The sequence below is a fragment of the Nocardia sp. NPDC051756 genome (genome assembly GCF_040681495.1).
GTDB lineage: Bacteria > Actinomycetota > Actinomycetes > Mycobacteriales > Mycobacteriaceae > Nocardia.
This window is the reverse complement of record NZ_JBFAYV010000002.1, coordinates 939,411-964,914: the sequence shown is the minus strand read 5'-3', so window position 1 is coordinate 964,914 and position 25,504 is coordinate 939,411. Positions and strand designations below refer to the sequence as shown.

Sequence of the window (25,504 nt, the reverse complement as noted above, 5' to 3'; positions counted from 1 at the left end):
GGCCACCCAGTACCGCAACCCCGCTCTCGCCAAATCGCTTCGCCGGGCGGGCAGCATCGCGCGCTCACCGCTGAAGGTGATCGATCGGGCCGGCGAGCAGATGTCGTTCTACACGCGCGCCATCGCCTGGATCCCGCGCACCGCCGTGCATTACCGCAAGGAGGTCATGCGGCTGCTCGCCGAGGTGACCTTCGGCAGCGGCGCGCTCGCGGTGATCGGCGGCACCATCGGCGTCATCGTGTTCATGTCCGGGTCGGTCGGCGTGGTCGTCGGCCTGCAGGGCTTCAAGGCGCTGGACGCGCTCGGCAGCTCGGTGCTGACCGGCTTCCTCACCGCCTACATCAACACTCGCGAAATCGCGCCGCTGGTCGCGGCTTTGGCGTTGTCGGCGACGGTGGGCTGTGGTTTCACCGCGCAGCTCGGCGCCATGCGGATCTCCGAGGAGATCGACGCGCTCGAGGTGATGGCGGTGCCCGGCGTGCCGTTCCTGGTCACCACCCGGGTGATCGCCGGCTTCCTCGCGGTGATCCCGCTCTACATCGTCGGCCTGCTCGGCACGTTCCTGGCCTCGCGGATGATCAGCATCTGGTTCAACGGGCAGTCCAGCGGGTCCTACGACCACTACTTCAGCCTGTTCCTACCACCTGAAGACGTGCTCTATTCGTTCGTCAAGGTGCTGGTGTTCGCGTTCGTGATCATCATGGTGCACTGCTACTACGGCTTCCACGCCACCGGCGGACCGGCCGGCGTCGGCGTCGCGGTGGGTCGCGCGGTGCGCGCGGCCATCGTGCTGGTCAACGTGCTCGATTTCTTCCTCAGCCTGGCTATTTGGGGAACCACGACGACGGTGCGGGTGGCCGGATGACCCGCGGTGTGCAGGCTTGGCGGTCGACCGAGAAGCTGCGCATCCGGGTGCTCGGCATCGCGTTCTTCGTGGTGGTCGCGCTGTTTCTCGCGACAACCATCGCGATCTACAACAAGCAGTTCGTGAAGACGGTCGACGTCGACCTGGTCACCGACAGCGTGGGCAACGCGCTCACCAAGAACGCGGACGTGAAGGTTCGCGGCATCACCGTCGGCGATGTGCGGTCGAGCAACTCCGAGAACGGCAAGGTGACCCTGCATCTCGCCATCCAGCCGGACAAGGCCGGCCAGATCCCCGCCAACGCGACCGCGCGGCTGCTGCCGAAGACGCTGTTCGGCGAGCGGTACGTGGACCTGATGATTCCCGCCGACCGCAGCGCGAACCACCTGACCAACGGGGTGACCCTGCAACAGGACAAGAGCGGCAACGCGATCGAGCTGAGCAAGCTGCTCGACGACCTGATGCCGCTGCTGCAGGCGATCCCGCCGCAGGACCTCGCCGCCACCCTCGGCGCGCTGTCGCAGGCGCTGTCCGGTCAGGGCCTGGCGCTCGGCGAGAGCGTGGACAAGCTGGACAACATCTTCCGTCAGGTCAACGGCGTGCTGCCGGACCTGCAGGAGGACCTGCGCAGCTTCGCCGAGGTGGCCGCCACCTACGCCGACGCCGCGCCGCAGCTGGTGAACGCGCTGGACAACCTGCGGACCACCAACGCGACCATCGTGCAACGGCGCTTCGACATCGACTCGCTCTACGCGGTGCTGACCCCCGCCTCCTCGAACAGCGCCGATTTCCTGGTGGCCAACCGGGACAACATCATCGACCTGTCCGCCGACTCCCGCCCGCTGCTCGAGCAACTCGCCACCTACTCGCCGACCTTCCCGTGCGTGATGGCGAACTTCGCTCAGCTCAAGCCGCGCATCGACGAGATCCTCGGCAAGGGCACCAAGAATCCGGGCACCCGGGTGAGCATCGAGCTGACCAACCCGCGCGGCAAATACCTGCCCAATCAGGACGAGCCGCGCTGGCTGGACGACCGTGGCCCGTGGTGCATTCCGGAGAAGCCGCTCGGCGTCGACCCCGGCCAGTACACCGGTGGCGCGAACAACGACGGTTCCTACGCGGTGCCCAGCCGCAACACCGGCGATCTGGAGACCGGCAAGCTGTCGCCGCCGCAGTTCGGCGTCTACCCGGCCGGTCGCGTGCCGACCATCGCCGGGTCGCCGGTCGAGCAGCAGTCGCTCGGCGCGATCTACGGCGCCGCCAATGGCGTTGCGCCCGACCAGGTGCCGAGCTGGGTGACCAGGGCCGGCGCGCCCGCGTTCCGTGGCAGCGAGGTGAGCGTTCGATGAAGCAGAAACTCCGCGGCCTCGGTGGCCCGCTCACCAAGCTGATCATCTTCGTCGTCGTGACCTTGTTCGCGACGACGGTGCTCGCGCTGTCGATCGCCAACTACAGCGGCGACGGCACCAAGTTCAAGGCTCGGTTCACCGATGTCACCTCGCTGAACAAGGGGGACGAGGTACGCGTCGCGGGTGTGCGGATCGGCAAGGTCACCAATATCGCGATCGTGGACAAGCGCCTGGCCGAGGTGAGTTTCGAACTCACCGACCGCAATTGGCTGCCCGCCTCGACCACCGCGAGCATCCGCTACCGCAACCTGGTCGGCCAGCGCTACATCGCGCTGGAGCAGGGCACCGGCGAACAGGGCCGAAAGCTCAACGAGGGCGGCACGATTCCGCTGGAGCGGACCAACCCCGCGCTCAACCTCACCACGTTGTTCAACGGCTTCCGTCCGCTGTTCCGCACGCTGACCGCGGACGACGTGAACAAGCTGTCCTTCGAGATCATCCAGGTGTTCCAGGGCGAGCAGGGCACCATCCACGACCTGGTCGCCACCACCGCGAACCTGACCAACAAGATCGCGGACAAGGACGCGGTGATCGGTGAACTGGTGCGCAATCTGACCGCGGTGCTCGACACGGTCAACCAGCGCGACGACCAGTTCGACAAGCTCATCGTCAATACCGAGGCGCTGGTCAGCGGCCTGTCCGCGGAACGCGACACGATCGGTCGCTCGGTCACCTCGCTGGGCAACCTGGCCTCCGCCACCGCCGATCTGCTCGTCCCGGTGCGTCCGACCCTGCAGGGCTCGATCGCCGGGCTCAGCCAGCTGGCCGGCACCATCAACGACCGGCAGGACGACGTGAACGACGTGCTGCGCAACCTGCCGATCAAGATGGAAAAGCTCGGCCGGGTCGGCAGTTACGGCTCCTGGTTCCAGTTCTATCTGTGCGGCATCGACATCGTCGTCGGGCCGGGCACGGCGGACGCCCCGAACCTGAACCTGCCCGCCGGACTGCCGACGATCAACCAGCCGATTTACACCAATGCCGCGCCGCGCTGCTCCGGGAAGGCCCGCTGATGGACGACCGGATTCTGCTCGGACGCCGCAGCCCCGTCTTCATGGGCGTGCTCGGCCTGGCCATGGTGCTGCTGGTGACGGTGTCCGCGTTCTTCCTGGACCGGCTGCCGATCATCGGCGCGGGTACCAAGTACACCGCCGAATTCTCCGAGGCCGCGGGCCTGAAGAAGGGCAACGAGGTCCGGATCGCGGGCGTGAAGGTCGGCTCGGTGTCCGACGTGCGCCTCGACGGACCCAAGGTGCTCGTCGACTTCCGCACCCAGGACGCCTGGATCGGCAGCGAGACCACTGCCTCGATCCAGATCAAGACCGTGCTCGGCCAGAAGTACCTGGCGCTGGACCCGAAGGGCTCCCGCGCCGCCGACCCGGCGAGCCGGATTCCGTTGTCCCGCACCGTCGCTCCGTACGACGTGGTGGACGCGTTCACCGACGCGGCGAAGAACATCGACCAGATCGACACCGCCCAGCTGGCCACCAGCATGCGGGTGCTCTCCGACGCGTTCGCCACCACGCCGCCGGAGCTGCGCGGCTCGATCGACGGCGTGGCCCGGCTGTCGGAGACGCTGGCCAAGCGGGACGAGGAGCTGAAGAAGCTGTTCGCCGCGACCAGGCAGACCACCCAGGTGCTGGCCGACCGCAACGCGGAGTTCGAGCGGCTGCTGGCCAACGGCGGGCAGTTGCTGGCCGAGCTCAACATTCGCCAGCAGTCGATCGCGCAGCTGCTCTCCGGCGCCAAGACGGTGTCCGCGGAGCTCACCGCGCTGGTGCACGACAACGAGGAGCAGATCGGCCCGGCACTGAAGAACCTGCGCGGCTCGATCGATCTGCTGAATGCCAACCAGCAGAACATCTCCAAGACCTTGGAGCTGGCGGCCCCGTTCTACGGGATCTACGCCAACGTGCTCGGCACCGGCCGCTGGTTCGACGCGGTGATCGTCAACCTGATCCCGCCCGCGCTGCCGGAGATCCCCGGCGCCCGTCCGCCGATCCGCAACATGGGAGGTAACTGACATGGCGGACCGGTTGCAGGCGCTGCGCAATTCGGGGCGCGGCACCAAGATCACCATCGCGCTCGTGCTGGTGGTGGCGATAGTCGCCGCCGGGGTGCTGTGGTGGACGGTCGATCGGCTGACCACCACCAAGATCACCGCCTACTTCGATCGCTCGGTCGGCATCTACGAGGGCTCCGACGTGCGGGTGCTCGGCGTTCCGGTCGGCAAGGTGGATTCGGTTGAGCCGCAAGGCGATCAGGTGAAGATCGTGATGAGCGTCGATCGATCCTTCGACATCCCCGCCGACGCCAGGGCCGCGCAGATCACGCCGTCCATCGTGTCCGACCGCTACATCCAGCTCACCCCGGTCTACACCGGCGGGGACAAGATGCCGCGCACCGCGACGATTCCGCGCGACCGCACGGTGACCCCGGTCGAGGTGGACCAGCTCTACAAGAGCATTACCGAGCTCTCGGATGCGTTGGGCCCCAACGGCGCCAACAAGGACGGCGCGGTCAACCAGCTGGTGCGCACCGGAGCGGCGAACCTGGACGGCAACGGCGAGGCGCTCGCCAACAGCCTCACCCAGCTGTCCAAGGCGGCCAAGTACCTGTCCGACGCGCGCGGCGACATCTTCGACACGGTCAAGAACCTGCAGAACTTCGTCACCATGCTGGCCAACAACGACGCGCAGGTGCGCCAGTTCAACGTCCAACTGGCCGACCTGTCCAGCTTCCTGGCCAGTGAACGCAGCGACCTCGGCGCCGCGCTGAACCTGCTCTCGGTCGCGCTCGGCGACGTCGCCCGGTTCATCGACAACAACCGCGACCTGATCGCCAGCAATGCCGAGGGCCTGGTCACGCTGACCAAGACGCTCTCGGATCAGCGCGACGACCTGGCCGCCGCGCTGCCTGTGCTGCCGCTGGCGCTGAGCAACCTGATCAACATCCACAACGCCGAGTCCGGCACCCTCGACATGCGCGCCAACTTCACCGACCTGCAAGACCCGTTCGGGGTGATGTGCAGGCTGATCGACGTGTCCAAGCTGCGGCCGGGCGATCCGCAGTTCGAGGCGCTGGGCAGGCAGATGCGCCCGATCCTCGATCACTGCAAGGAGATCTCCGACCAGATCACCGCCGGCGTGCAGACGCCGACGCTGATCCTGCCGTTCGGCGTGCTCAGCGGGGAGAACGAGCAGCGCGCTCCGGTGCCGGGCACGGTGCCCGGCATCCCGTCCGATCGGCTTCCGCCGTCGCAGGGAGGTGAGCGGTGAGTAGCCGAATCCGTTCCGTCACACGCGGTCTCGGTGCCGCGCTGGCCATCGGGGTGACCGCGGCCCTGGTCACCTCGTGTGCGTCCGACGGCATCTACAGCGTGCCGCTGCCCGGTGGCGCCGACGTCGGCGACCATCCGATGTACATCGACATCCAGTTCGACGACGTACTCGACCTGGTGCCGCAGTCCGCGGTGAAGGTCGAGGGCCTGCCGGTGGGCCGGGTCGAGGACATCAAGATCGGCAAGGACCAGTGGACCGCCACCGTGCGGGCCGTGGTGAACTCCTCGGTTGATCTGCCCGCGAACGCGCGGGCGGAGGTCCGGCAGTCGAATCTGCTGGGCGAGAAGTTCATCGAGCTGTCCAAGCCTGCCGCCGAGCCGGAGACCAAGAAACTCGCCGACGGCTCGGTGATCCCGGTCGACCACACCCGGCACGCCACCGAGATCGAGCAGGTGCTCGGCGCGATGTCGTTGCTGCTCAACGGCGGTGGCGTCGCGCAGCTGCAACCGATCGTGACCGAGCTGAACAAGACCATCGGCGGTCGCGAGGACCGGGTGCGTTCGCTGCTCGATCAGGCGAACATCCTGATCAAGGGCCTCGATGACCAGGTCGACGACATCACCAGGGCGCTCGACGGTCTCGACGTCTTGAGCAGCCGGGTGAGCAGGCAGACCGACCAGATCGGCAAGATCCTGGACGAGCTGCCGCAGGGTGTGAAGATCCTGGAGGAGCAGCGACCGCAGCTGGTCGGGCTGCTCACCCAGCTGGATCGGGTGGGGCAGGCCGGTTTCGACGTGCTCGATCACTCCAAGGACGACCTGATCCGGGATCTGACCTCGTTGCGCCCGACGCTGCAAGAGCTGGGCAAGTCCGCGCCGGACCTGATCACCGCGCTGCCGCTGATCCCGACCTATCCGTTCCCCGACTCGACGCTGGAGTCCACCTTCGGCGGGTCGGTCAACACCTGGCTGTCGGTGGATCAGCAGATCGGCGTCACGCTGAGCAATCTCGGTGTGGGCAAACCGGATCCGGTGTACACCCCGCCGATCGGGCCGCCGGTGCCGGTGAATCCGACCAACCCGTACTACAACGGCAACGGACCGCGGCCGGGCTGGCCGACCGTGTCGATCTTGCCGCTGCCGCCGAACATGGCGCAGCCGCCCGCGCCGGGCGTGCCGCCCAATCCGGTGGGGGCGATTCTGGAGCAATTGGGAGTGGGTGGAACCCGATGACCAAGTTGGTCCGTTGGCAGTTGATCGCTTTTGTCATCGTCGCCGTGGTCGGCGTTGTCTACGTGGGGGCCAAATACATTCGGCTCGATCACATGGTCGGCCTCGGTCAGTACGAGGTGAAGGTGCAGGCCGCGCAGACCGGCGGCATCTACAAGGGCGCCGAGGTGACCTACCGCGGCGTGCCGGTCGGCCGGGTCGGCGAGCTGGAACTCACCGGTGACGGCGTGGTGCTGCACCTGATCGTCGATTCGAGCTCGCCGAAGATTCCGGCGTCCGCGAAGGCCGTGGTGGCCAACCGTTCCGCGATCGGCGAGCAATACGTCGACCTGCAACCGGACACCGACGGCTCGCCGTACCTGCACGACGGTTCGATGATCGCCTCGGCGACCACGCCGGTGCCGGTGGAACAGCTGGTCGCCAGCGTCGACACCTTCACCCGCTCGGTCGATCTCGCGGCGCTGAACACCACCGTGCGCGAGCTCGGCAAGGCGTTCGACGGCAAGGGCGACGACCTGCAGGTCTTCGTCGATTCGCTGAACAAGTTCACCACCACGTTCAACGAGACGCTGCCGCAGACCATTCAGCTGATCCGGGACAGCAAGATCGCGCTCGGCACCCAGGCCGAGCAGTCCGGCGCCATCCGCGAGTTCAGCGACGGCCTGGACCAGCTCACCGCGCAGCTGCGCTCCAGCGACCCGGACATCCGCAGGCTGATCGGCACCGGCAACGACGCGGGCCAGCAGATCGACGCGCTGCTGCACGAGAGCGGCGGCGCGCTCACCCAGGACCTCGGCAACCTGCGCCAGCTGCTGCTGGCCATCTCGCCGAAGTTCTACGCGATCCGCCCGCTGCTGCAATTCCTGCCGCAGTTGTCCATCGGCGGCTCGTCCACCGCCCCCGGCGACGGCACCACGCACTTCGGTCTCGTGCTGGAGGCCAACAATCCGCCGGCCTGTACCGTCGGCTACGAGGGAACGCAGCGGATCCTCGAACAGATGAAGGCGCAGAATCCGGACTTCGACGACACCCGCGACGAGTTCCCGTTCAACAAGGACGCGAAGTGCACTGTGCCGCAAGGTAACCCGACCACGGTGCGCGGCGGCTCGAAGGCCGACCTGGCCGATCCGAATGTCGTGCAGCCTTGGGATTCCAACCCCAAGACCGATCCGGATCGATTGAACCTGAATCCGATCGCCGTGCAGATGGCAACCCTGATGGGAGTTACGCCGAAGCGGTGACCAGGAACGACGACGTTAGGGTGGCTGGCGTGACCTCAGATTCGACCAAGCAGCTCGATTCGACCGAGCCGCAGCAATCACCGGACCCCGCCGACGGCGTGGTGGCCTCCGACGTGGTTGCTGACGCTCCGGCCGACCGCGCGGTCGAGGCGCCCGGCCAGGCCGCCGACTCCGACCGCGGCGGGCTCGTCCGCACGGTCGCGCTGGTCGGCTCGGCCGGCCTGCTGATCGTCGCCCTCGTCGCGGCCATCTGGTTCGGCACCGGCTGGGTCCGCTCGGCGGTCAGCGACGCCCCGCGCGCCGATGCCCGCGACACCGCGCTCGATGCCGCCCGCCAGGCCGCGCTCAACATGACGTCGATGAACCTCGACGACGTCCCCGGCTCGCTCGCCCTGGCCCGCTCGTCGATGACCGGCGCGCTGCTCGACTCGGCGAACAAGAACAAGGACCAGGCCGAGACGCTGGCCAAGCAGACGAACACCGGCATGACCTCGAAGGTGCTCGGCTCCGCGCTCACCACGCTGAACAGCGAGAAGGACAAGGCGTCCGCGCTGGTCGTGCTGCAGGTGACCGAGCTGGCCAAGGACAAGCCGCCGGCCGAGTACCGCTACAGCTGGAACGTCGACGTGACCAAGACCGGCGACGTCTGGAAGGCCGAGCAGATCTCCTCGCTGAGCCAGCCGGTGCTGCTGAGCGGCGGCCAGGGCCAGTCGCCGCAGGCGCCGCCCGTCGACCAGCCGCCCGCCGCGCCCAAGCCGGGATCGTAGGAGAACCAGCCATGACCTCTCGTAAGCCGATCAACCGGGTCACGTCCAAGCGCCGCCCGTCCGGTGAGCAGCAGGCCCGCGCCGCCGCGCCGCGCAGCGCGCCGGCCCGCAAGCCGCGGGTGACGGGCGCCACCCGGCCCGCCGCGACGCGTCCGGCTCGCGAGGACAAGCGTCCCGAGCAGCAGAAGACGGCGGGCGCGCGTAAGAAGCTCGCCCGCGGCTCCGGCGCCCCGAAATCGGGCCGCTCGTTCTGGTCGCTGGTCGCCGCCCTGCTCATCGCCGCGCTGCTGCTCGGCGGATTCGCGGCCGTCGCCGCGTCGCGTCCGGGCGTCGACGACTCGAACAAGGCGTTCGTCGACAACAAGGCCACCGAGGAGGTGCGGGCGGCCGCCGATCACGCGCTGAAGACCGTCTACGCCTACGACGTGAAGAACATCGACAGCTACCGCGACACCGCCAAGCAGGTCCTCACCGGCAAGATGCTGGCCGATCTGGACAAGTACGCCGACACCACCATCTCGGCGGTAAAACAGGCCCAGACCAGCGCCGATGCCAAGGCCGATCCGATCGCTGTGACCTTGCTCACCAACGATCGAGCCGAGCTGCTGGTCAATCTGGTGGTCAGTGCCACCAAGAACGGCGCCGCGCAGCAGAGCGTCGCGGGTCCGATCGTGCTGCACATGCAGAAGGTGGGCGATCGCTGGCTCGCCAACGACATCGTCGACCAGTGATCTTCCAGCGGCCCAGTGGATCTCAACCCGCCCTGGTCGGTGCCGCTACTTGACGAGTTTCGCTGGAGCCGTCACGCTATTCACAACAGCGGCAGCTGTCACAGTGGCTCCATTACGTCCCGTCGTCCTCGACGCAGCCAGCGATTCGGACACGGCGCGCCAGCCACGTGAATGTGCGCACGGGTGGTAGGTTGACACCCCCGTGACGGTTGGTGTATGGTTGGACGTTGCGCTGGCTGCCTCCTGTCCATACCTCGATTTGCACACGTAAGTTCCACCTTCCGGTGTTACTTCCGTTGTTGCCTGTTCGGGTTTCGTTCGGGTTGTAACCAGCGGAATTCGTAGCAGACAAGCGACGGTCGCGGACCACCACGCGGCGCGCGTGAGGTGCTGGAAGGACGCATCTTGGCAGTCTCCACCCAGACCAAGGCAGTTGCCGGAATCCCCGGAGCCCCATTGCGGGTGTCTTTCGCGAAGATCCGTGAACCCTTGGAGGTGCCCGGACTTCTCGATCTACAGACGGACTCATTTGCATGGTTGATCGGTTCGCCGTCATGGCGTGAAAAGGTCGCCCTTCGCGGCGATGTCGGGCTAGTCGGGGGACTCGAGGAGGTGCTCGAGGAGCTTTCGCCGATCGAGGACTTCTCCGGCTCGATGTCCCTGTCTTTCTCTGACCCTCGGTTCGAAGAGGTCAAGGCCTCCATCGACGAGTGCAAAGACAAGGACATGACCTACGCGGCGCCGTTGTTCGTCACCGCGGAGTTCATCAACAACAACACCGGTGAGATCAAGAGCCAGACGGTCTTCATGGGAGATTTCCCGATGATGACCGACAAGGGCACGTTCATCATCAACGGCACCGAGCGCGTCGTCGTCTCGCAGCTGGTTCGTTCGCCGGGTGTCTACTTCGACCACTCCGTCGACAAGACCACCGAGAAGGACCTGCACAGCGTGCGCGTCATTCCGTCGCGTGGCGCGTGGCTGGAGTTCGACATCGATAAGCGCGACACCGTTGGTGTCCGCATCGATCGCAAGCGTCGCCAGCCGGTCACCGTGCTGCTGAAGGCGCTCGGTTGGACGAACGAGGAGATCGTCGAGCGTTTCGGCTTCTCCGAGATCATGATGTCGACCCTGGAGAAGGACAACACCGCCGGTCAGGACGAGGCGCTGCTGGACATCTACCGCAAGTTGCGTCCGGGCGAGCCGCCGACCAAGGAGTCCGCGCAGACCCTGCTGGAGAACCTGTTCTTCAAGGAGAAGCGCTACGACCTGGCGCGCGTCGGTCGCTACAAGATCAACAAGAAGCTGGGCATCCACCTCGGCGAGCAGGTCACCGGATCGGTGCTCACCAAGGAAGACATCGTCTCCACGATCGAGTACCTGGTGCGCCTGCACGCGGGCGACCGGGTGATGACCGCGCCCGGCGGCGAAGAGGTCCCGGTCGACGTCGACGACATCGACCACTTCGGTAACCGTCGCCTGCGCACCGTCGGCGAGCTGATCCAGAACCAGATCCGGGTCGGCCTGTCCCGGATGGAGCGCGTGGTCCGCGAGCGGATGACGACTCAGGACGTCGAGGCGATCACGCCGCAGACCCTGATCAACATCCGCCCGGTGGTCGCCGCGATCAAGGAGTTCTTCGGAACTTCGCAGCTGTCGCAGTTCATGGACCAGAACAACCCGCTGTCGGGTCTGACCCACAAGCGCCGCCTGTCGGCGCTCGGCCCGGGTGGTCTGTCCCGTGAGCGCGCCGGTCTGGAAGTCCGCGACGTGCACACCTCGCACTACGGCCGCATGTGCCCGATCGAGACCCCGGAAGGCCCGAACATCGGCCTGATCGGTTCGCTGTCGGTGTACGCGCGGGTCAACCCGTTCGGCTTCATCGAGACGCCGTACCGCAAGGTGGTCGACGGTCGAGTCACCGATGAGGTCAAGTACCTCACCGCCGACGAAGAGGACCGCCACGTTCGTGCGCAGGCCAACTCGCCGGTCGACGCCGACGGTCGCTTCCTCGAGGACCGGGTGCTCTGCCGCCGGGGCAACGAGGAGAACGAGCTCGTCGCCGCCGACGAGGTCGACTACATGGATGTCTCGCCGCGCCAGATGGTGTCGGTCGCGACGGCCATGATCCCGTTCCTCGAGCACGACGATGCCAACCGTGCCCTCATGGGTGCGAACATGCAGCGTCAGGCCGTGCCGCTGATCCGTTCCGAGGCCCCCGTCGTGGGCACCGGCATGGAGCTGCGCGCAGCCGTCGACGCCGGCGATGTCGTGGTGAACGAGAAGGCCGGCGTGGTCGAAGAGGTCTCTGCCGACTACGTCACCGTGATGGCCGACGACGGCACCCGCAAGAGCTACCGGATGCGCAAGTTCGCCCGCTCCAACCAGGGCACCTGCGCGAACCAGCGGCCGATCGTGGACGAGAGCCAGCGGGTCGAGGTCGGCCAGGTGCTGGCCGACGGTCCGTGCACCGAGAACGGTGAGATGGCGCTGGGCAAGAACCTGCTCGTCGCGATCATGCCGTGGGAAGGCCACAACTACGAGGACGCGATCATCCTGTCGCAGCGCCTCGTGGAAGAGGACGTTCTCACCTCGATCCACATCGAAGAGCACGAGATCGACGCCCGCGACACCAAGCTCGGTGCCGAGGAGATCACCCGGGACATCCCGAACGTCTCCGACGAGGTCCTCGCCGACCTCGACGAGCGTGGCATCGTGCGGATCGGCGCCGAGGTGCGCGACGGCGACATCCTGGTCGGCAAGGTCACCCCGAAGGGCGAGACCGAGCTGACCCCGGAAGAGCGCTTGCTGCGCGCGATCTTCGGGGAGAAGGCGCGCGAAGTGCGCGACACCTCGCTGAAGGTGCCGCACGGTGAGTCCGGCAAGGTCATCGGCATTCGCGTGTTCTCGCGCGAAGACGACGACGATCTGCCTCCCGGGGTGAACGAGCTGGTGCGCGTGTACGTGGCGCAGAAGCGCAAGATCCAGGACGGCGACAAGCTCGCCGGTCGCCACGGCAACAAGGGTGTTATCGGCAAGATCCTGCCGACCGAGGACATGCCGTTCATGCCGGACGGCACCCCGGTCGACATCATCCTGAACACCCACGGTGTGCCGCGTCGTATGAACATCGGCCAGATCTTGGAGACCCACCTCGGGTGGATCGGCAAGGCGGGCTGGGATGTCGGCGTAGGCGCGGACGGTTCCCGTCCCGACTGGGCGAAGGCGCTGCCGGAGGAGATGCTGGCGGCACCGTCCGACTCGAACATCGCCACCCCGGTGTTCGACGGCGCCCGCGAGGAGGAGCTGACCGGTCTGCTCGCCTCGACCCTGCCGAACCGTGACGGTGAGCGCATGGTCGACGACAACGGCAAGGCGACGCTGCTCGACGGCCGCTCCGGCGAGCCGTTCCCATACCCGGTCGCGGTCGGCTACATGTACATCCTGAAGCTGCACCACTTGGTCGACGACAAGATCCACGCCCGTTCGACCGGTCCGTACTCGATGATCACCCAGCAGCCGCTCGGCGGTAAGGCCCAGTTCGGTGGCCAGCGCTTCGGTGAAATGGAGTGCTGGGCCATGCAGGCCTACGGCGCGGCGTACACGCTGCAGGAGCTGCTGACGATCAAGTCCGACGATGTCGTCGGTCGCGTCAAGGTTTACGAGGCGATCGTCAAGGGCGAGAACATTCCGGAGCCGGGCATTCCGGAGTCGTTCAAGGTGCTCCTCAAGGAACTCCAGTCGCTGTGCCTCAACGTCGAGGTGCTGTCTTCGGACGGCGCCGCGATCGAGATGCGCGATGGCGACGACGAGGATCTGGAGCGCGCTGCGGCGAACCTGGGCATCAACCTGTCCAGGAACGAAGCAGCCACCGTCGACGATCTGGCGAACTAGGCGGTCGGCCGGATGTCGTTGTCTTCCAACGACATCCGGCCCCGCGTTCCACCAACTAGTGAACTTTTTGCTCGAATTCGACCCGAATAGGGGAAAGGAAGTTACGTGCTAGACGTCAACTTCTTCGATGAACTCCGGATCGGCCTGGCCACCGCGGACGACATCCGCCAGTGGTCCTTCGGCGAGGTGAAAAAGCCGGAGACCATCAACTACCGCACGCTCAAGCCGGAGAAGGACGGGCTCTTCTGCGAGAAGATCTTCGGTCCCACCCGGGACTGGGAGTGCTACTGCGGCAAGTACAAGCGTGTCCGGTTCAAGGGCATCATCTGTGAGCGCTGTGGCGTCGAGGTGACTCGCGCCAAGGTGCGTCGTGAGCGGATGGGCCACATCGAGCTGGCCGCACCCGTCACCCACATCTGGTACTTCAAGGGCGTGCCTTCGCGCCTCGGGTACCTGCTCGACCTGGCGCCGAAGGATCTGGAAAAGATCATCTACTTCGCCGCCTACGTGATCGTCGCGGTCGACGACGAGCTGCGCCACAACGAGCTCAGCACGCTCGAGGCCGAGATGGAGGTCGAGAAGAAGGCGGTCGCCGATCAGCGCGACGCCGACCTCGAGGCCCGCGCCCAGAAGCTCGAGGCCGACCTGGCCGAGCTCGAGGCCGAGGGTGCCAAGTCCGACGTCCGCCGCAAGGTCAAGGACGGCGGCGAGCGCGAGATGCGTCAGCTGCGCGATCGGTCCCAGCGTGAGCTGGACCGGCTCGACGAGATCTGGACCACCTTCACCAAGCTGGCGCCCAAGCAGCTCATCGTCGATGAGGTGCTCTACCGCGAGCTGATCGACCGCTACGGCGAGTACTTCACCGGCGCCATGGGTGCGGAGTCCATCCAGAAGCTGATGGAGAACTTCGACATCGACGCCGAGGCCGAGAACCTGCGGGAGACCATCCGCAGCGGTAAGGGCCAGAAGAAGCTGCGCGCGCTCAAGCGGCTCAAGGTCGTCGCGGCCTTCCAGACCAACGGCAACTCGCCGATGGGCATGGTGCTCGACGCCGTTCCGGTGATCCCGCCGGAGCTGCGCCCGATGGTTCAGCTCGACGGTGGCCGCTTCGCCACCTCCGACCTGAACGACCTGTACCGCCGCGTGATCAACCGCAACAACCGCCTCAAGCGACTGATCGATCTCGGCGCGCCCGAGATCATCGTCAACAACGAGAAGCGGATGCTGCAGGAGTCCGTCGACGCGCTGTTCGACAACGGCCGTCGTGGCCGTCCGGTCACCGGACCGGGTAACCGCCCGCTGAAGTCGCTGAGCGATCTGCTCAAGGGCAAGCAGGGCCGGTTCCGTCAGAACCTGCTCGGCAAGCGCGTCGACTACTCGGGCCGTTCGGTCATCGTGGTCGGCCCGCAGCTCAAGCTGCACCAGTGCGGTCTGCCCAAGCTGATGGCGCTGGAGCTGTTCAAGCCGTTCGTGATGAAGCGTCTGGTCGACCTGAACCACGCGCAGAACATCAAGTCCGCCAAGCGGATGGTCGAGCGTCAGCGTCCCCAGGTGTGGGATGTCCTCGAAGAGGTCATCGCCGAGCACCCGGTGCTGCTGAACCGCGCGCCCACCCTGCACCGCCTCGGCATCCAGGCGTTCGAGCCGCAGCTCGTCGAGGGTAAGGCGATCCAGCTGCACCCGCTCGTCTGTGAAGCGTTCAACGCCGACTTCGACGGTGACCAGATGGCCGTGCACCTTCCGCTGTCCGCGGAGGCGCAGGCCGAGGCCCGCATCCTGATGCTGTCCTCGAACAACATCCTGTCGCCGGCCTCCGGCCGACCGCTCGCCATGCCGCGTCTGGACATGGTGACCGGCCTGTACTACCTGACCCGCCTCGAAGAGGGCGCGAAGGGCGAGTACAAGGCCGCAGGCAAGGACAAGGCCGAGTTCGCCGTCTACTCCTCGCCCGCCGAGGCGCAGATGGCGGTGGACCGCGGTGAGCTCACCGTGCGTTCGCTGATCAAGGTCCGGCTCATCCACCAGCGCCCGCCGAAGGACATCGAGGCGAAGCTGTTCCCGGAGGGCTGGAACCGCGGCGACGCGTGGCTGGCCGAGACCACCCTCGGTCGCGTGCTGTTCAACGAGCTGCTCCCGGCGGACTACGCCTTCATCAACGAGCAGATGCCGAAGAAGCGTCAGGCGACGATCATCAACGATCTGGCCGAGCGCTACCCGATGATCGTGGTCGCGCAGACCGTCGACAAGCTGAAGGACGCGGGCTTCTACTGGGCCACCCGTTCCGGCGTGACGGTCTCCATGTCCGACGTGCTCGTGCCGCCGGAGAAGACCGAGATCATGGAGCGCTACGAGGCGCTTGCCGATCAGATCGAGAAGAAGTACCAGCGTGGTGCGCTCGATCACCAGGAGCGCAACAACGCCCTGGTCAAGATCTGGCAGGAAGCGACCGAAGAGGTCGGTACGGCGCTGCGTGCGCACTACCCGCCGGACAACCCGATCATCACGATCGTCGAGTCGGGCGCCACGGGTAACTTCACCCAGACTCGTACCCTCGCCGGTATGAAGGGTCTGGTGACGAACCCGAAGGGTGAGTTCATCCCGCGCCCGATCAAGTCCTCGTTCCGTGAGGGCCTGACCGTGCTCGAGTACTTCATCAACACCCACGGTGCGCGTAAGGGTCTGGCCGATACCGCGCTGCGTACCGCCGACTCGGGTTACCTGACCCGTCGTCTGGTGGACGTCTCGCAGGACGTGATCGTGCGCGAGCACGATTGCGCCACCGAGCGCGGCATCATCGTGCACATCGCCGACAAGCAGGCGGATGGCTCGCTCATCCGCGACGCGCACGTGGAAACCTCCGCGTACGCTCGCACGCTCGCTTCGGACGCGGTGGATGCCAAGGGCAACCTCGTCATCGGTAAGGGCGCCGACCTCGGCGACCCGGCGATCGACGCGCTGCTCGGGGCAGGCATCACCGAGGTTCGGGTCCGCTCCGTGCTGACCTGCACCACCGGCACCGGTGTCTGCGCCACCTGCTACGGCCGTTCGATGGCCACCGGCAAGCTGGTCGACATCGGTGAGGCCGTCGGCATCGTCGCCGCGCAGTCCATCGGTGAGCCCGGTACCCAGCTGACCATGCGTACCTTCCACCAGGGTGGTGTCGCGGGCGATGACATCACCGGCGGTCTGCCGCGGGTGCAGGAGCTGTTCGAGGCCCGCGTGCCGAAGGGCAAGGCTCCGATCGCCGAGGTCAGTGGTCGCGTGCGGATGGAAGACGACGACCGCTTCTACAAGATCACCATCATCCCGGATGACGGTGGTGAAGAGGTTGTCTACGACAAGCTCTCGAAGCGTCAGCGTCTGCGTGTCTTCAAGCACGACGACGGCACCGAGCGTCTGCTCTCCGACGGTGACCACGTCGAGGTCGGCCAGCAGCTGCTGGAAGGCGCGGCGGATCCGCACGAGGTGCTGCGCATCATGGGTCCCCGTCAGGTGCAGATCCACCTGGTCCACGAGGTCCAGGAGGTCTACCGCTCGCAGGGTGTGTCGATCCACGACAAGCACATCGAGGTCATCGTGCGCCAGATGCTGCGTCGCGTGACGATCATCGATTCCGGTGCCACGGAGTTCCTGCCCGGTTCGCTCACCGAGCGGTCCGAGTTCGAGGCCTCCAACCGTCGCGTCGTCGCCGAGGGCAATGAGCCCGCGGCGGGTCGCCCGGTGCTGATGGGTATCACGAAGGCGTCGCTCGCGACGGATTCGTGGCTGTCGGCGGCGTCCTTCCAAGAGACCACTCGAGTCCTGACGGACGCGGCGATCAACTGCCGCTCCGACAAGCTCATCGGCCTCAAGGAGAACGTGATCATCGGCAAGCTGATCCCGGCCGGTACCGGTATCAACCGCTACCGCAACATCACGGTGCAGCCGACCGAAGAAGCCCGTGCCGCCGCGTACGCGGTGCCGTCCTACGACGACACCTACTACAGCCCGGACAGCTTCGGCCAAACCACCGGCGCCGCAGTCCCGCTCGACGACTACGGTTTCAGCGACTACCGCTAACCCGGTACCGCGCAACACCATCCGGCCCCCGCTCCCCACGGAGCGGGGGCCGTTTGCGTTATCTACCGCCCAATCAATCCCACCAGGCCGTCAACACCCCCCTCGACCCAGACCCGCCCACCGTAGCCAAACCGCTGTCGTTGTGAATCACATATCATTGGTCCATGCCTCCCGCGAGCCCTCTACCTGCCGGTGACCCGCACCGCGTGATCACGGGCCCGGACGGTGTCGTCGAGGTGATCGTGAGCTTGAGCGAGTACCAGCAGCTCAAGGCCGAACGCGAGGAGCTTCGTCGTCTGCGGGAGCAGGAGAGCCGGAGTCTGATCGCGGCTCAGTTCCATGAGGGGATGGCGCAGTACGCCGCCGATCCCGCGTCTTTTCGCACGTTGACCCGGGAGGATCTGCAGCGAGAAGACCTCTTTGACCGGCCGTAGGGTTCTCATAGAGGTAGCTCCTCGTGCGGAGCATCAGATACAGGAACTCCCGGAACACCTTCGGGTCAAAGTCCGCCTCGCCCTGCTGGAATTGCTGGATGACCCGATGCCTCTGGCCAAGGGTGCCAAGCCCTTTCGCGCGGGCGGCGATGAGATTCCGGATGCCTACGAATGGGATGTCGGCGGGGTCACCATCTTCTACAACCTGATCGAGACCGGTCCATTGCTGATTCAGGTGCTTGTCCTGGTGATTGTGATCGACGCGCTCTGATCGGCTGAGGAACGAGTACGCCCATTGCCCGGCCGGGCACCGGGCTGGGTGGGGGCATCTCTGGTTGCTGTTGGCGGCGGCGATGGCGGGGCAGCCGATCGGCTGGAGTGGCGAAAGAGTGATGGGAAATTTACTTTTGGGGGAATATTTTCTGTCAGAATATTTTCAATTGAAGGGGTTTGGTTGGTGGGTGGTGCGTGAGCGCGGCTGCGGCCTGCCGAATCCCGTTCCGCCCGTTGCGAAAGCGAGTCGCTTCATGCCCGAGCACCACCAGATCTTCGATCTCGGTGACTTCACCACGCAGCGGGGCGCCACCTTGCGTGGCGCCTTCCTGGCGTATGCCACGTACGGCGAGCTCAATGCCGACAAGAGCAATGCGATCGTCTATCCGACGTGGTACTCGGGGCGACATTGGGACAACGAGTGGTTGATCGGCGCGGGCATGGCGCTGGATCCGGCCGAGTATTTCATCATCGTGCCGAACATGCTCGGCAACGGCCTGTCCAGCTCGCCGAGCAACACCCTGCAACCCTACGATCGCGCGCGCTTCCCTGACATCACCGTCTACGACCAGGTGGCCGCGCAATACCGTTTGGTGACAGAGCTTTTCGGCATCGAGCGGCTCGCGCTGGTCACCGGCTGGTCGATGGGCGCCGGCCAGACCTATCAGTGGGCGGTGAGCCATCCGGAGATGGTCGAACGGATCGCCCCGTTCTGCGGCTCGTCCCGAACGAGCGTGCACAACAAGGTCTTTCTGGAAGGCGTGAAGGCCGCGCTGACCGCCGACTCCGCGTTCGCCGGCGGCTGGTACGGCGAGAACTGGCCGACCATCGGATTGCGTGCTCTGGCAAGGGTTTACGCAGGCTGGGGCTACTCCCAAGCCTTCTATTGGGAGAAGGATTACGAGAAGCTCGGCTACACCTCGCTCGAGGACTTCCTCATCGGCTTCTGGGAGGGCTTCTTCCTCGACGACCGCGACCCGAACAACCTGCTCACCATGCTCTGGACCTGGCAGAACGCCGACGTCGGCCGCACCCCCGGCTTCGACGGCGACACCGAGGCCGCCCTCGCCTCGATCAAGGCCACCACCCTGGTCCTGCCCGCCGAAAAGGACCTCTACTTCCCGCCGGAAGACGAGGCCTGGGCGGTCTCGCACATCCCCGGCGCCGAACTCCGGGTCATCCCCGGCATCTGGGGCCACTTCGCCGGCCACGGCAAAAACCCGGAAGACACCAAGTTCATCGATACCGCTCTAACCGAGCTACTAGGTAAACCCGGTGGCCTGGCCTGATTCCGGGCCGTGCATTACACACTCGCAGTCGCGCTCGGCGCACTGCTACTCATCGGCATCGTCGTGCTCGCGGCCTGGGACGACCTACGCGACCGCGGCGAGGAGCGCACCAGGCCACCCCTGGACGAGCAGATTGACATCAACCGTCATTGAGGTTGCAGGCTGATCCTCGAAGGTTGATCGAGCTCTGACCAGAGGAGACGCTGTGCGCGCCGTAGTCCTGCATACATTTGGCCCCGCGGAAAACCTGCGATACGAGACGGTTCCGGATCCGGTCCCGGGGCCGGGACAGGTGCGCATCACCGTCAAGGCCGCCGGCGTGCACCTGATCGAAACGGCGATGCGCGCGGGTCTGCCGATCGGCCCGCCGCTGCCGGAGCTTCCGGCGATCTTCGGCGGCGAGGTCGCCGGGATCATCGATTCCGTCGGCCCGGAGGTCGATCCGTCGTGGATCGGGGTCGCCGTCGTGACACCGAGCGGCAACTCCGGCGGATATGCCGAACTGGCGATCGCGGAATTGCCCACACTGCACCGGATTCCAGCAGAATTGGACTACGCGACGGCGGTCGCCATGATTGTCACCGGCACCACCACCGTCGAAGTGCTCGACATCGCGAATCCGACCGCCGACGACGTGATCCTGGTGAATTCGGCTGCGGGCGGTATCGGTCGACTGATCGTCCAGCACGCCCGCAGCATCGGCGCCCGGGTCATCGGCGCGGCCGGCGGACCGGCCAAAGTCGCCGCGGTCGATGCGCTCGGCGCGGACCTCGCCGTCGACTACAACGAACCCGGCTGGACCGATCAGGTCCGGCGGGCGTTCGGCGACCGCCCGGTGACGGTCGTACTCGACGGCGTCATGGGCGAAAAGGGCCGGGCCGCACTGGGTTTGCTCGCCGAGGGCGGGCGGTACGTCACCTACGGGAACGCGTCGCGCGAGGGTTTCCAACCGGACGCGAAAAAGCTTCGGGAACAGGGCATTACGGTGATCGACGCGCTGTCTCTCATGCTGAGCAAGCCGCGCGAGGTGCGCGGCGAGGAGTCCCGCGCCCTGGCCGCAGCCGCCGAGGGAACTATGGTGCCGACCGTCCAGCCGTTCCCGCTCGACCAAGCGGCACACGCGCACGCCGCGCTCGAGCACCGTGCGACGACCGGCAAGGTCGTACTGGTTCCGTAGGGGTTCATCCAAGCGTCATCGCGACGTCGGCGTCGGCGGTCACAATGGAGGCATGCGTCGAACGTATGCGGTGGGCGTCGCGTCGATCCTGCTGGCCGGTGTCCTGAACGTGGGTGCGGCGTCGGCGGACGGCCCGCCGGCACCCTTCGATCTCCAGGCGCATCGCGGTGGGGCAGCGCTCGTGGTGGAGAACACGCTGCCCGCCTTCGCAAATGCCCTGGAGCTCGGCGTCCGCACGCTGGAACTGGACGTGCAGATCACCGAGGACGGGTACGCGGTGGTGACCCATGACCGTGATCCGAATCCGGAGAAGTGCGTCGACACGCTGCCTGCCTTCCTCGGCGATCCCGAGTTCCCTTATGTGCCGGGTACCAGGTTCATTCGAGATCTGACGTTGGCGCAGGTACGCACCATCGATTGCGGCTCGAAGCGATTGGCCGCCTTTCCGGAGCAGCGCACGGTACCGGGTGCTCGAATGCCGTTACTGTCCGAGGTTTTCGACCTCGTGCACGCCTATCGGGCCGATGACGTCATGCTGAATGTCGAGTCCAAGGTCGAAGCGGGAGCACCGGAACAAACCGCGCCGCGCGAACAGTTCGTGCAAGTGATCGCCGCGGAAGTACGGCGTGCACACCTCGAAAACCAAGTCACCATCCAAAGTTTCGACTGGGGTTCGCTGATGCGCATGCGTGAGGTGGCACCGGAATTGCCGCTCGTCGCATTGACCAACGGGCAGCAATTCCTACAGGCGGGCCGGCCCGGTGCCTCTCCGTGGTTGGGCGGCATCGACATCGATGACTTCTCCGGCTCGCTGCAAGAGAAATTCGTCAGCGCGGCAGCATCTTTCGGCGCCGATGCGGTATCGCCGGTGCACGGCGACCCGCAGGGCGGCAGCGTCGAAGATCCCGGCTACCAGCCGTTCACGACCAGCGCCCTGGTAGAGGCCGCCCACCAGCACGGCATCCGAGTAGTGCCATGGACCGTCGACGACCGGCCCACCATGATGGCGCTACTGGACCTCGGCGTAGACGGCCTCATCACCAACCGCCCAGACCTGTTGCGCACCATCCTCGCCGAACGCCGCTACGAGCTGCCGAAGGCCTATCACCGGCCCTGATCGCGGCCCGGAAATAATCGGTTTCCACGATCGGAAGCCGGTGTTACCGTCGACTCATCGAGAACGACGAAAGGTAACGGACATGTTCAGCCACCTCGAATCATCGCTGACGCAGCGTGAATTCGCGACGGCCGAGGAATCCGGTTACCGGTCGACGGATGAACGTCCCGATTCATGAGTAAGGCGTAACGCCGAACCATACGGGCCGCATCCGGGAAATCTCCACGGGGCGCCCTTTTTTCATTCCGCTCCTGATCCAGGCGCAGTTGCTCTGTTGGCATGGGCACCCTGACTTTCATTCAGGAGCCACGTCGGTTCGATTCCGATCTGCGTCACGCAATTTCCAGGCCTCGTGCTCTGCTGGTAGGGCACCGTGACTCTCGATCACGGCTACGCGGGTTCGATTCCCGCCGAGGTCACCACCTGGACAACCCGCACCCCGCACGGTATGAAAATAGAACACGTTTCAGTTATTCGGTGGGAGATGCAGTGGACACAGCGGCCATGGGCGAATTGGTGATGGCAGGGTTCCAGAAGCTGGGGTTCATCCAGTACACCGGGATCGAGGGCGTCGAGTTCGACGCGGGCCGCAACGTGGTGCGGATGGCGCCACGGGCCGAGCATCTGAATCACAACGGTGACCTGCACGCGGCGGTGCTGTTCGGCCTGGCCGAAACCGCCGCGATGGGCGCATCCGTCTCGGGCATCGTCGACCTGATGGCGGAGACCTTCATCGTGGCCAGGGACGGGCGGATCGAATACCGGGCGCGCGCCAAAGGCGATGCGGGACCGTACCTTGCGACCTCCGAGCTGTCCGGCACCGTCCTTCAACAGGTGCGGGCGGACATCGCGGCACGGACACCGATCGAACTGGAAGTCCCGGTGAACATCACCGACAACACCGGAAAGTCGGTCGCCGCAGCGACATTCACCGCGGTCATCCGTCCGCGCAGGTAGCGGGGTGCGCTCGAAAACCGAGCGCACCCACCACTCAGCGCTCGCTGTCGAGCATCGCCATCTGCGCCGCCGCATACCGCGCACCGGCGATCCGATCGCTGGGGACCGCCGCCTCGATGGTGGCCAACTCGTCCGCGGTCAGCGAGACATCCAGCGCGCCTGCGGCTTCGGCCCACCGCTCGCGCCGCCGGGCGCCGATGATCGGCACGATGTCCGCGCCACGCGTCAGTACCCACGCGATAGCCAGCTGAGCGACCGAAACATCCTTGCCCGCAGCGATTTCGGCCAGCGCGTCGACCAGCTTCAGGTTCTGGCTGAGGTTCTCGCCTTGGAAGCGCGGACTGTGCGCACGGAAATCATTGGCGGCGAACGTGGTTCCCGCCTGCACCGAGCTGCTGAGCAGTCCGCGGGACAGCACGCCGTAGGCGGTGATACCGATCCCGAGCTCCCGGCACAGCGGCAGAATCTCGGCCTCGACGCCGCGCGAGATCAGCGAGTACTCGATCTGCAGATCGGCGATCGGATGCACCGCCGCGGCCCGCCGGATGGTGTCCGCGCCGACCTCGGACAGCCCGACGTGCCGGACATACCCCGCCTCGATCAGCTCGGCGATCGCGCCGACGGTGTCCTCGATCGGGACGTTCGGATCGAGCCGAGCCGGCCGGTAGACATCGACGTAGTCGACCCCGAGCCGCTGCATGCTGTAGACGAGGAAGTTGCGCAGTGCCTCGGGCCGGTTGTCCACGCCACCCCAGGCGCCGCCGGGTCCGCGCAGCGCACCGAACTTCACGCTGAGCACCACATCCTCGCGCGCCCGCTCGGCGATCGCTTTGCCGATCAGTAGCTCGTTGTGCCCGGCGCCGTAGAAATCGCCGGTGTCGATCAGGTTCGCACCGGAATCGAGCGCCGCGTGGATGGTGGCCGTGGATTCGGCGTCGTCCGCCGCGCCGTACATGCCGGACATGCCCATCGCGCCGAGCCCGATCCGGCCGACGTCCGGCCCGGTCTTACCGAGCTGAACTGTGGAGATCTTCGATGTCGTCATAGGACCAGCCTGAACCTCCGGCGGCGGATCCGGCAGAGATCGGTTATCGGGGGATTGCCGATCCCTGGCTCAGCGGCCTGATCCGGGGGACAGTAGAGGCATGGACCGAACCGAGCTCGCCGACTTCCTCCGTCGCCGCCGGGAGCAGCTGACGCCGGCCGACGTGGGTTTGCCACCCGGTGTCCGGCGGCGCACTCCCGGCCTGCGCCGGGACGAGGTGGCGTTGCTTGCGGGCATGTCCACGGACTACTACACCCGGTTGGAGCAGTCCCGCGGTCCGCGGCCGTCCACCCAGGTGCTCGCGTCGCTGGCCCGCGCCCTGCGCTTCAGCAGCGACGAACGTGACCACCTCTACCACCTGTGCGACCACGCGGCGCCGGTCCGCGAGCTGTCCGACAAGCACGTCGGCCCCGGCCTGATGCACCTGCTGGCCAAGCTGGACGACACCGCCGCCACCGTGATCACCGACCTCGGTGAGGTGCTGGTGCAGAACCGCATGCACACCCTGCTACTCGGCGACCTCGCCAACCGGCGCGGCTGGGAGCGCTTCTACGCCTATCGCTGGTTCACCGACATCGGGTCTCGCGCGTCCTTCCCCGAGGAGGACTGGGATCGCCTGGGCCGCAAGCACGTCGCCGATCTGCGGGCCACCGCCGCGCGACGCGCAGGCGATGCGGATGTCACCGAATTCATCGCGAAACTGCGTTCGGTCAGTACGGAATTCGACGTGCTCTGGGACGAACACGTAGTGGCGGTGCGCCTTTCGGACACCAAGCGAATCCAGCATCCCCAGGTCGGCCTGATCGACACGATCTGCGAAACGCTGCTCACCCCCAACGCCGCCCAGCGCCTGCTCGTCTACCTGCCGCAGCCGGGCACGGACGCCGCCGAAAAGCTGGATCTGTTGCGCGTCATCGGAACTCAGGCCTTGGACTCCTCCAGCGAAATCGACGATCACGCACGCCGCCCCTGACTCGGTCGGGCGGTCTTGATCGCGCTACCATCGATCGCATAGTCGGCCTCGTGGATAGCGGACGCCCGTCCGCTTCCGGATCAGGGTGCGCCGGAGACGTAATCGAGCGCCGCGTCGATCGCCGGCTGACCGCCGGCCATCGCGAGTCCGGCTGCTGCACCGATCGCCGCGCCCAGCACCGTGGTGATCGGCACCGTGATGAAGTCGATGACGAAGAGCCCGAGCGGGAACCCGAGCACGAAACCGATCGCGGCGCCGATTCCCGCGCCCGCCAACACGATCGGCATGGCCTTCTCGACCTCGGCGAAGAAGCGTTCCTGGCTGCTCACGTCGCGCAGCGGCGCCTGCGACATGTGATCGGGCACGAGGGTGAGCCGGTGACCGGCCTCCTCGATGACCGGATTCAGCGCCACTCGCTTGTCGCCGACGCGCAATGCCATCGGCAGGGCGGCCACGACGCTGCCGTCTCGATCGGTCAGCGTGACGACCCGGCCGTCGTGGATCAGTTCGAAGCGGCCGTCCTGGATTGTCGTCACCGCGGCGCGCCGATCCTCGGATGCGGCGACCTGGTAGGCGATTTCGGCGAAGGACCCGTGCACGTCGAGTGCGGTGTCGGGTGTCGTGGTGGCGGGATCCGCGTGCGTCGCACTCGTGCCGATGACGGTGGCCACCAAGGCCAGCAGTGCGGTCGCGGTGATTCTGGAAAAGCTCATCGTGTTCTTTCGGTAGCGCTGCCCCTGCGCAGTGTGTTCGTCGGCGACAG

21 protein-coding genes and 2 tRNA genes are annotated in these 25,504 nt (G+C 66.2%); 21 read left to right on the top strand and 2 right to left on the bottom strand.

From position 1 onward, the window contains the following. Positions 1-100: 100 nt before the first annotated feature. From AB0M22_RS10485 to AB0M22_RS10390, 20 genes are all read left to right on the top strand, one after another. On the top strand, positions 101-865 hold the full coding sequence (locus AB0M22_RS10485) for an ABC transporter permease (protein ID WP_223884852.1): 765 nt from the start codon (positions 101-103) through the stop codon (positions 863-865). Continuing rightward, positions 862-2,214, top strand: a complete 1,353-nt coding sequence (locus AB0M22_RS10480; protein WP_364724070.1) for an MCE family protein — start codon at positions 862-864, stop codon at positions 2,212-2,214. Before AB0M22_RS10485 ends, AB0M22_RS10480 begins: the two co-directional genes overlap by 4 nt. Beyond that, positions 2,211-3,287 carry an MCE family protein gene (locus AB0M22_RS10475; RefSeq protein ID WP_364723431.1) on the top strand — a complete coding sequence of 359 codons (1,077 nt, stop codon included), beginning with the start codon at positions 2,211-2,213 and terminating at the stop codon, positions 3,285-3,287. Before AB0M22_RS10480 ends, AB0M22_RS10475 begins: the two co-directional genes overlap by 4 nt. After that, on the top strand, positions 3,287-4,297 hold the full coding sequence (locus AB0M22_RS10470) for an MCE family protein (RefSeq protein WP_364723428.1): 1,011 nt from the start codon (positions 3,287-3,289) through the stop codon (positions 4,295-4,297). Before AB0M22_RS10475 ends, AB0M22_RS10470 begins: the two co-directional genes overlap by 1 nt. A gap of 1 nt (position 4,298) precedes the next feature. Further along, positions 4,299-5,552: an MCE family protein gene (locus AB0M22_RS10465; protein WP_364723425.1), complete on the top strand. Its 1,254-nt coding sequence runs from the start codon at positions 4,299-4,301 to the stop codon at positions 5,550-5,552. Between the two features lie 41 nt (positions 5,553-5,593). After that, a complete protein-coding gene (locus AB0M22_RS10460) occupies positions 5,594-6,787 on the top strand; it encodes an MCE family protein (protein ID WP_364724068.1) in 1,194 nt (397 codons plus the stop codon). Then, a complete protein-coding gene (locus AB0M22_RS10455) occupies positions 6,784-8,025 on the top strand; it encodes an MlaD family protein (protein ID WP_364723422.1) in 1,242 nt (413 codons plus the stop codon). The genes AB0M22_RS10460 and AB0M22_RS10455 overlap by 4 nt, the downstream gene beginning before the upstream one ends. Before the next feature lie 29 nt (positions 8,026-8,054). Further along, positions 8,055-8,792: a hypothetical protein gene (locus AB0M22_RS10450; protein WP_364723419.1), complete on the top strand. Its 738-nt coding sequence runs from the start codon at positions 8,055-8,057 to the stop codon at positions 8,790-8,792. 11 nt (positions 8,793-8,803) lie between these two features. Next, on the top strand, positions 8,804-9,523 hold the full coding sequence (locus tag AB0M22_RS10445) for a hypothetical protein (protein WP_364723416.1): 720 nt from the start codon (positions 8,804-8,806) through the stop codon (positions 9,521-9,523). 387 nt (positions 9,524-9,910) lie between these two features. Then, entirely contained in the window at positions 9,911-13,417 is a 3,507-nt protein-coding gene (locus AB0M22_RS10440) for a DNA-directed RNA polymerase subunit beta (protein ID WP_150399745.1), read from the top strand. A gap of 105 nt (positions 13,418-13,522) precedes the next feature. Further along, complete coding sequence (locus tag AB0M22_RS10435) at positions 13,523-17,476, top strand: DNA-directed RNA polymerase subunit beta' (RefSeq protein WP_364723413.1); 3,954 nt, start codon at positions 13,523-13,525, stop codon at positions 17,474-17,476. 164 nt (positions 17,477-17,640) lie between these two features. Next, positions 17,641-17,910 carry a hypothetical protein gene (locus AB0M22_RS10430; protein WP_364723411.1) on the top strand — a complete coding sequence of 90 codons (270 nt, stop codon included), beginning with the start codon at positions 17,641-17,643 and terminating at the stop codon, positions 17,908-17,910. Next, a complete protein-coding gene (locus tag AB0M22_RS10425; protein WP_364723408.1) occupies positions 17,897-18,181 on the top strand; it encodes a hypothetical protein in 285 nt (94 codons plus the stop codon). Before AB0M22_RS10430 ends, AB0M22_RS10425 begins: the two co-directional genes overlap by 14 nt. Before the next feature lie 256 nt (positions 18,182-18,437). Continuing rightward, positions 18,438-19,472: an alpha/beta fold hydrolase gene (locus tag AB0M22_RS10420; RefSeq protein WP_364723406.1), complete on the top strand. Its 1,035-nt coding sequence runs from the start codon at positions 18,438-18,440 to the stop codon at positions 19,470-19,472. Positions 19,473-19,481: 9 nt separating this feature from the next. Further along, positions 19,482-19,625 carry a hypothetical protein gene (locus AB0M22_RS10415; protein ID WP_364723403.1) on the top strand — a complete coding sequence of 48 codons (144 nt, stop codon included), beginning with the start codon at positions 19,482-19,484 and terminating at the stop codon, positions 19,623-19,625. 52 nt (positions 19,626-19,677) lie between these two features. Beyond that, positions 19,678-20,649 (top strand): zinc-binding dehydrogenase, encoded by a 972-nt coding sequence (locus AB0M22_RS10410; protein WP_364723401.1) that lies wholly within the window; start codon positions 19,678-19,680, stop codon positions 20,647-20,649. Between the two features lie 52 nt (positions 20,650-20,701). Then, on the top strand, positions 20,702-21,766 hold the full coding sequence (locus AB0M22_RS10405; protein ID WP_364723399.1) for a glycerophosphodiester phosphodiesterase family protein: 1,065 nt from the start codon (positions 20,702-20,704) through the stop codon (positions 21,764-21,766). A gap of 259 nt (positions 21,767-22,025) precedes the next feature. After that, positions 22,026-22,101 (top strand) — tRNA-Glu (locus tag AB0M22_RS10400). An 11-nt stretch (positions 22,102-22,112) separates the two neighbouring features. After that, a tRNA-Glu gene (locus tag AB0M22_RS10395) sits at positions 22,113-22,188 on the top strand. A gap of 67 nt (positions 22,189-22,255) precedes the next feature. Then, entirely contained in the window at positions 22,256-22,723 is a 468-nt protein-coding gene (locus tag AB0M22_RS10390) for a DUF4442 domain-containing protein (RefSeq protein ID WP_364723397.1), read from the top strand. A gap of 34 nt (positions 22,724-22,757) precedes the next feature. On the opposite strand, the gene AB0M22_RS10385 is transcribed toward AB0M22_RS10390, so the two are convergent. After that, on the bottom strand, positions 22,758-23,768 hold the full coding sequence (locus AB0M22_RS10385; protein WP_364723394.1) for an aldo/keto reductase: 1,011 nt from the start codon (positions 23,766-23,768) through the stop codon (positions 22,758-22,760). 100 nt (positions 23,769-23,868) lie between these two features. Between AB0M22_RS10385 and AB0M22_RS10380 the strand changes: the two genes are divergently transcribed. Beyond that, positions 23,869-24,741 (top strand): helix-turn-helix transcriptional regulator, encoded by an 873-nt coding sequence (locus AB0M22_RS10380; RefSeq protein ID WP_364723392.1) that lies wholly within the window; start codon positions 23,869-23,871, stop codon positions 24,739-24,741. 80 nt (positions 24,742-24,821) lie between these two features. On the opposite strand, the gene AB0M22_RS10375 is transcribed toward AB0M22_RS10380, so the two are convergent. Further along, positions 24,822-25,454 (bottom strand): hypothetical protein, encoded by a 633-nt coding sequence (locus AB0M22_RS10375; RefSeq protein WP_364723390.1) that lies wholly within the window; start codon positions 25,452-25,454, stop codon positions 24,822-24,824. Positions 25,455-25,504: the final 50 nt, after the last annotated feature.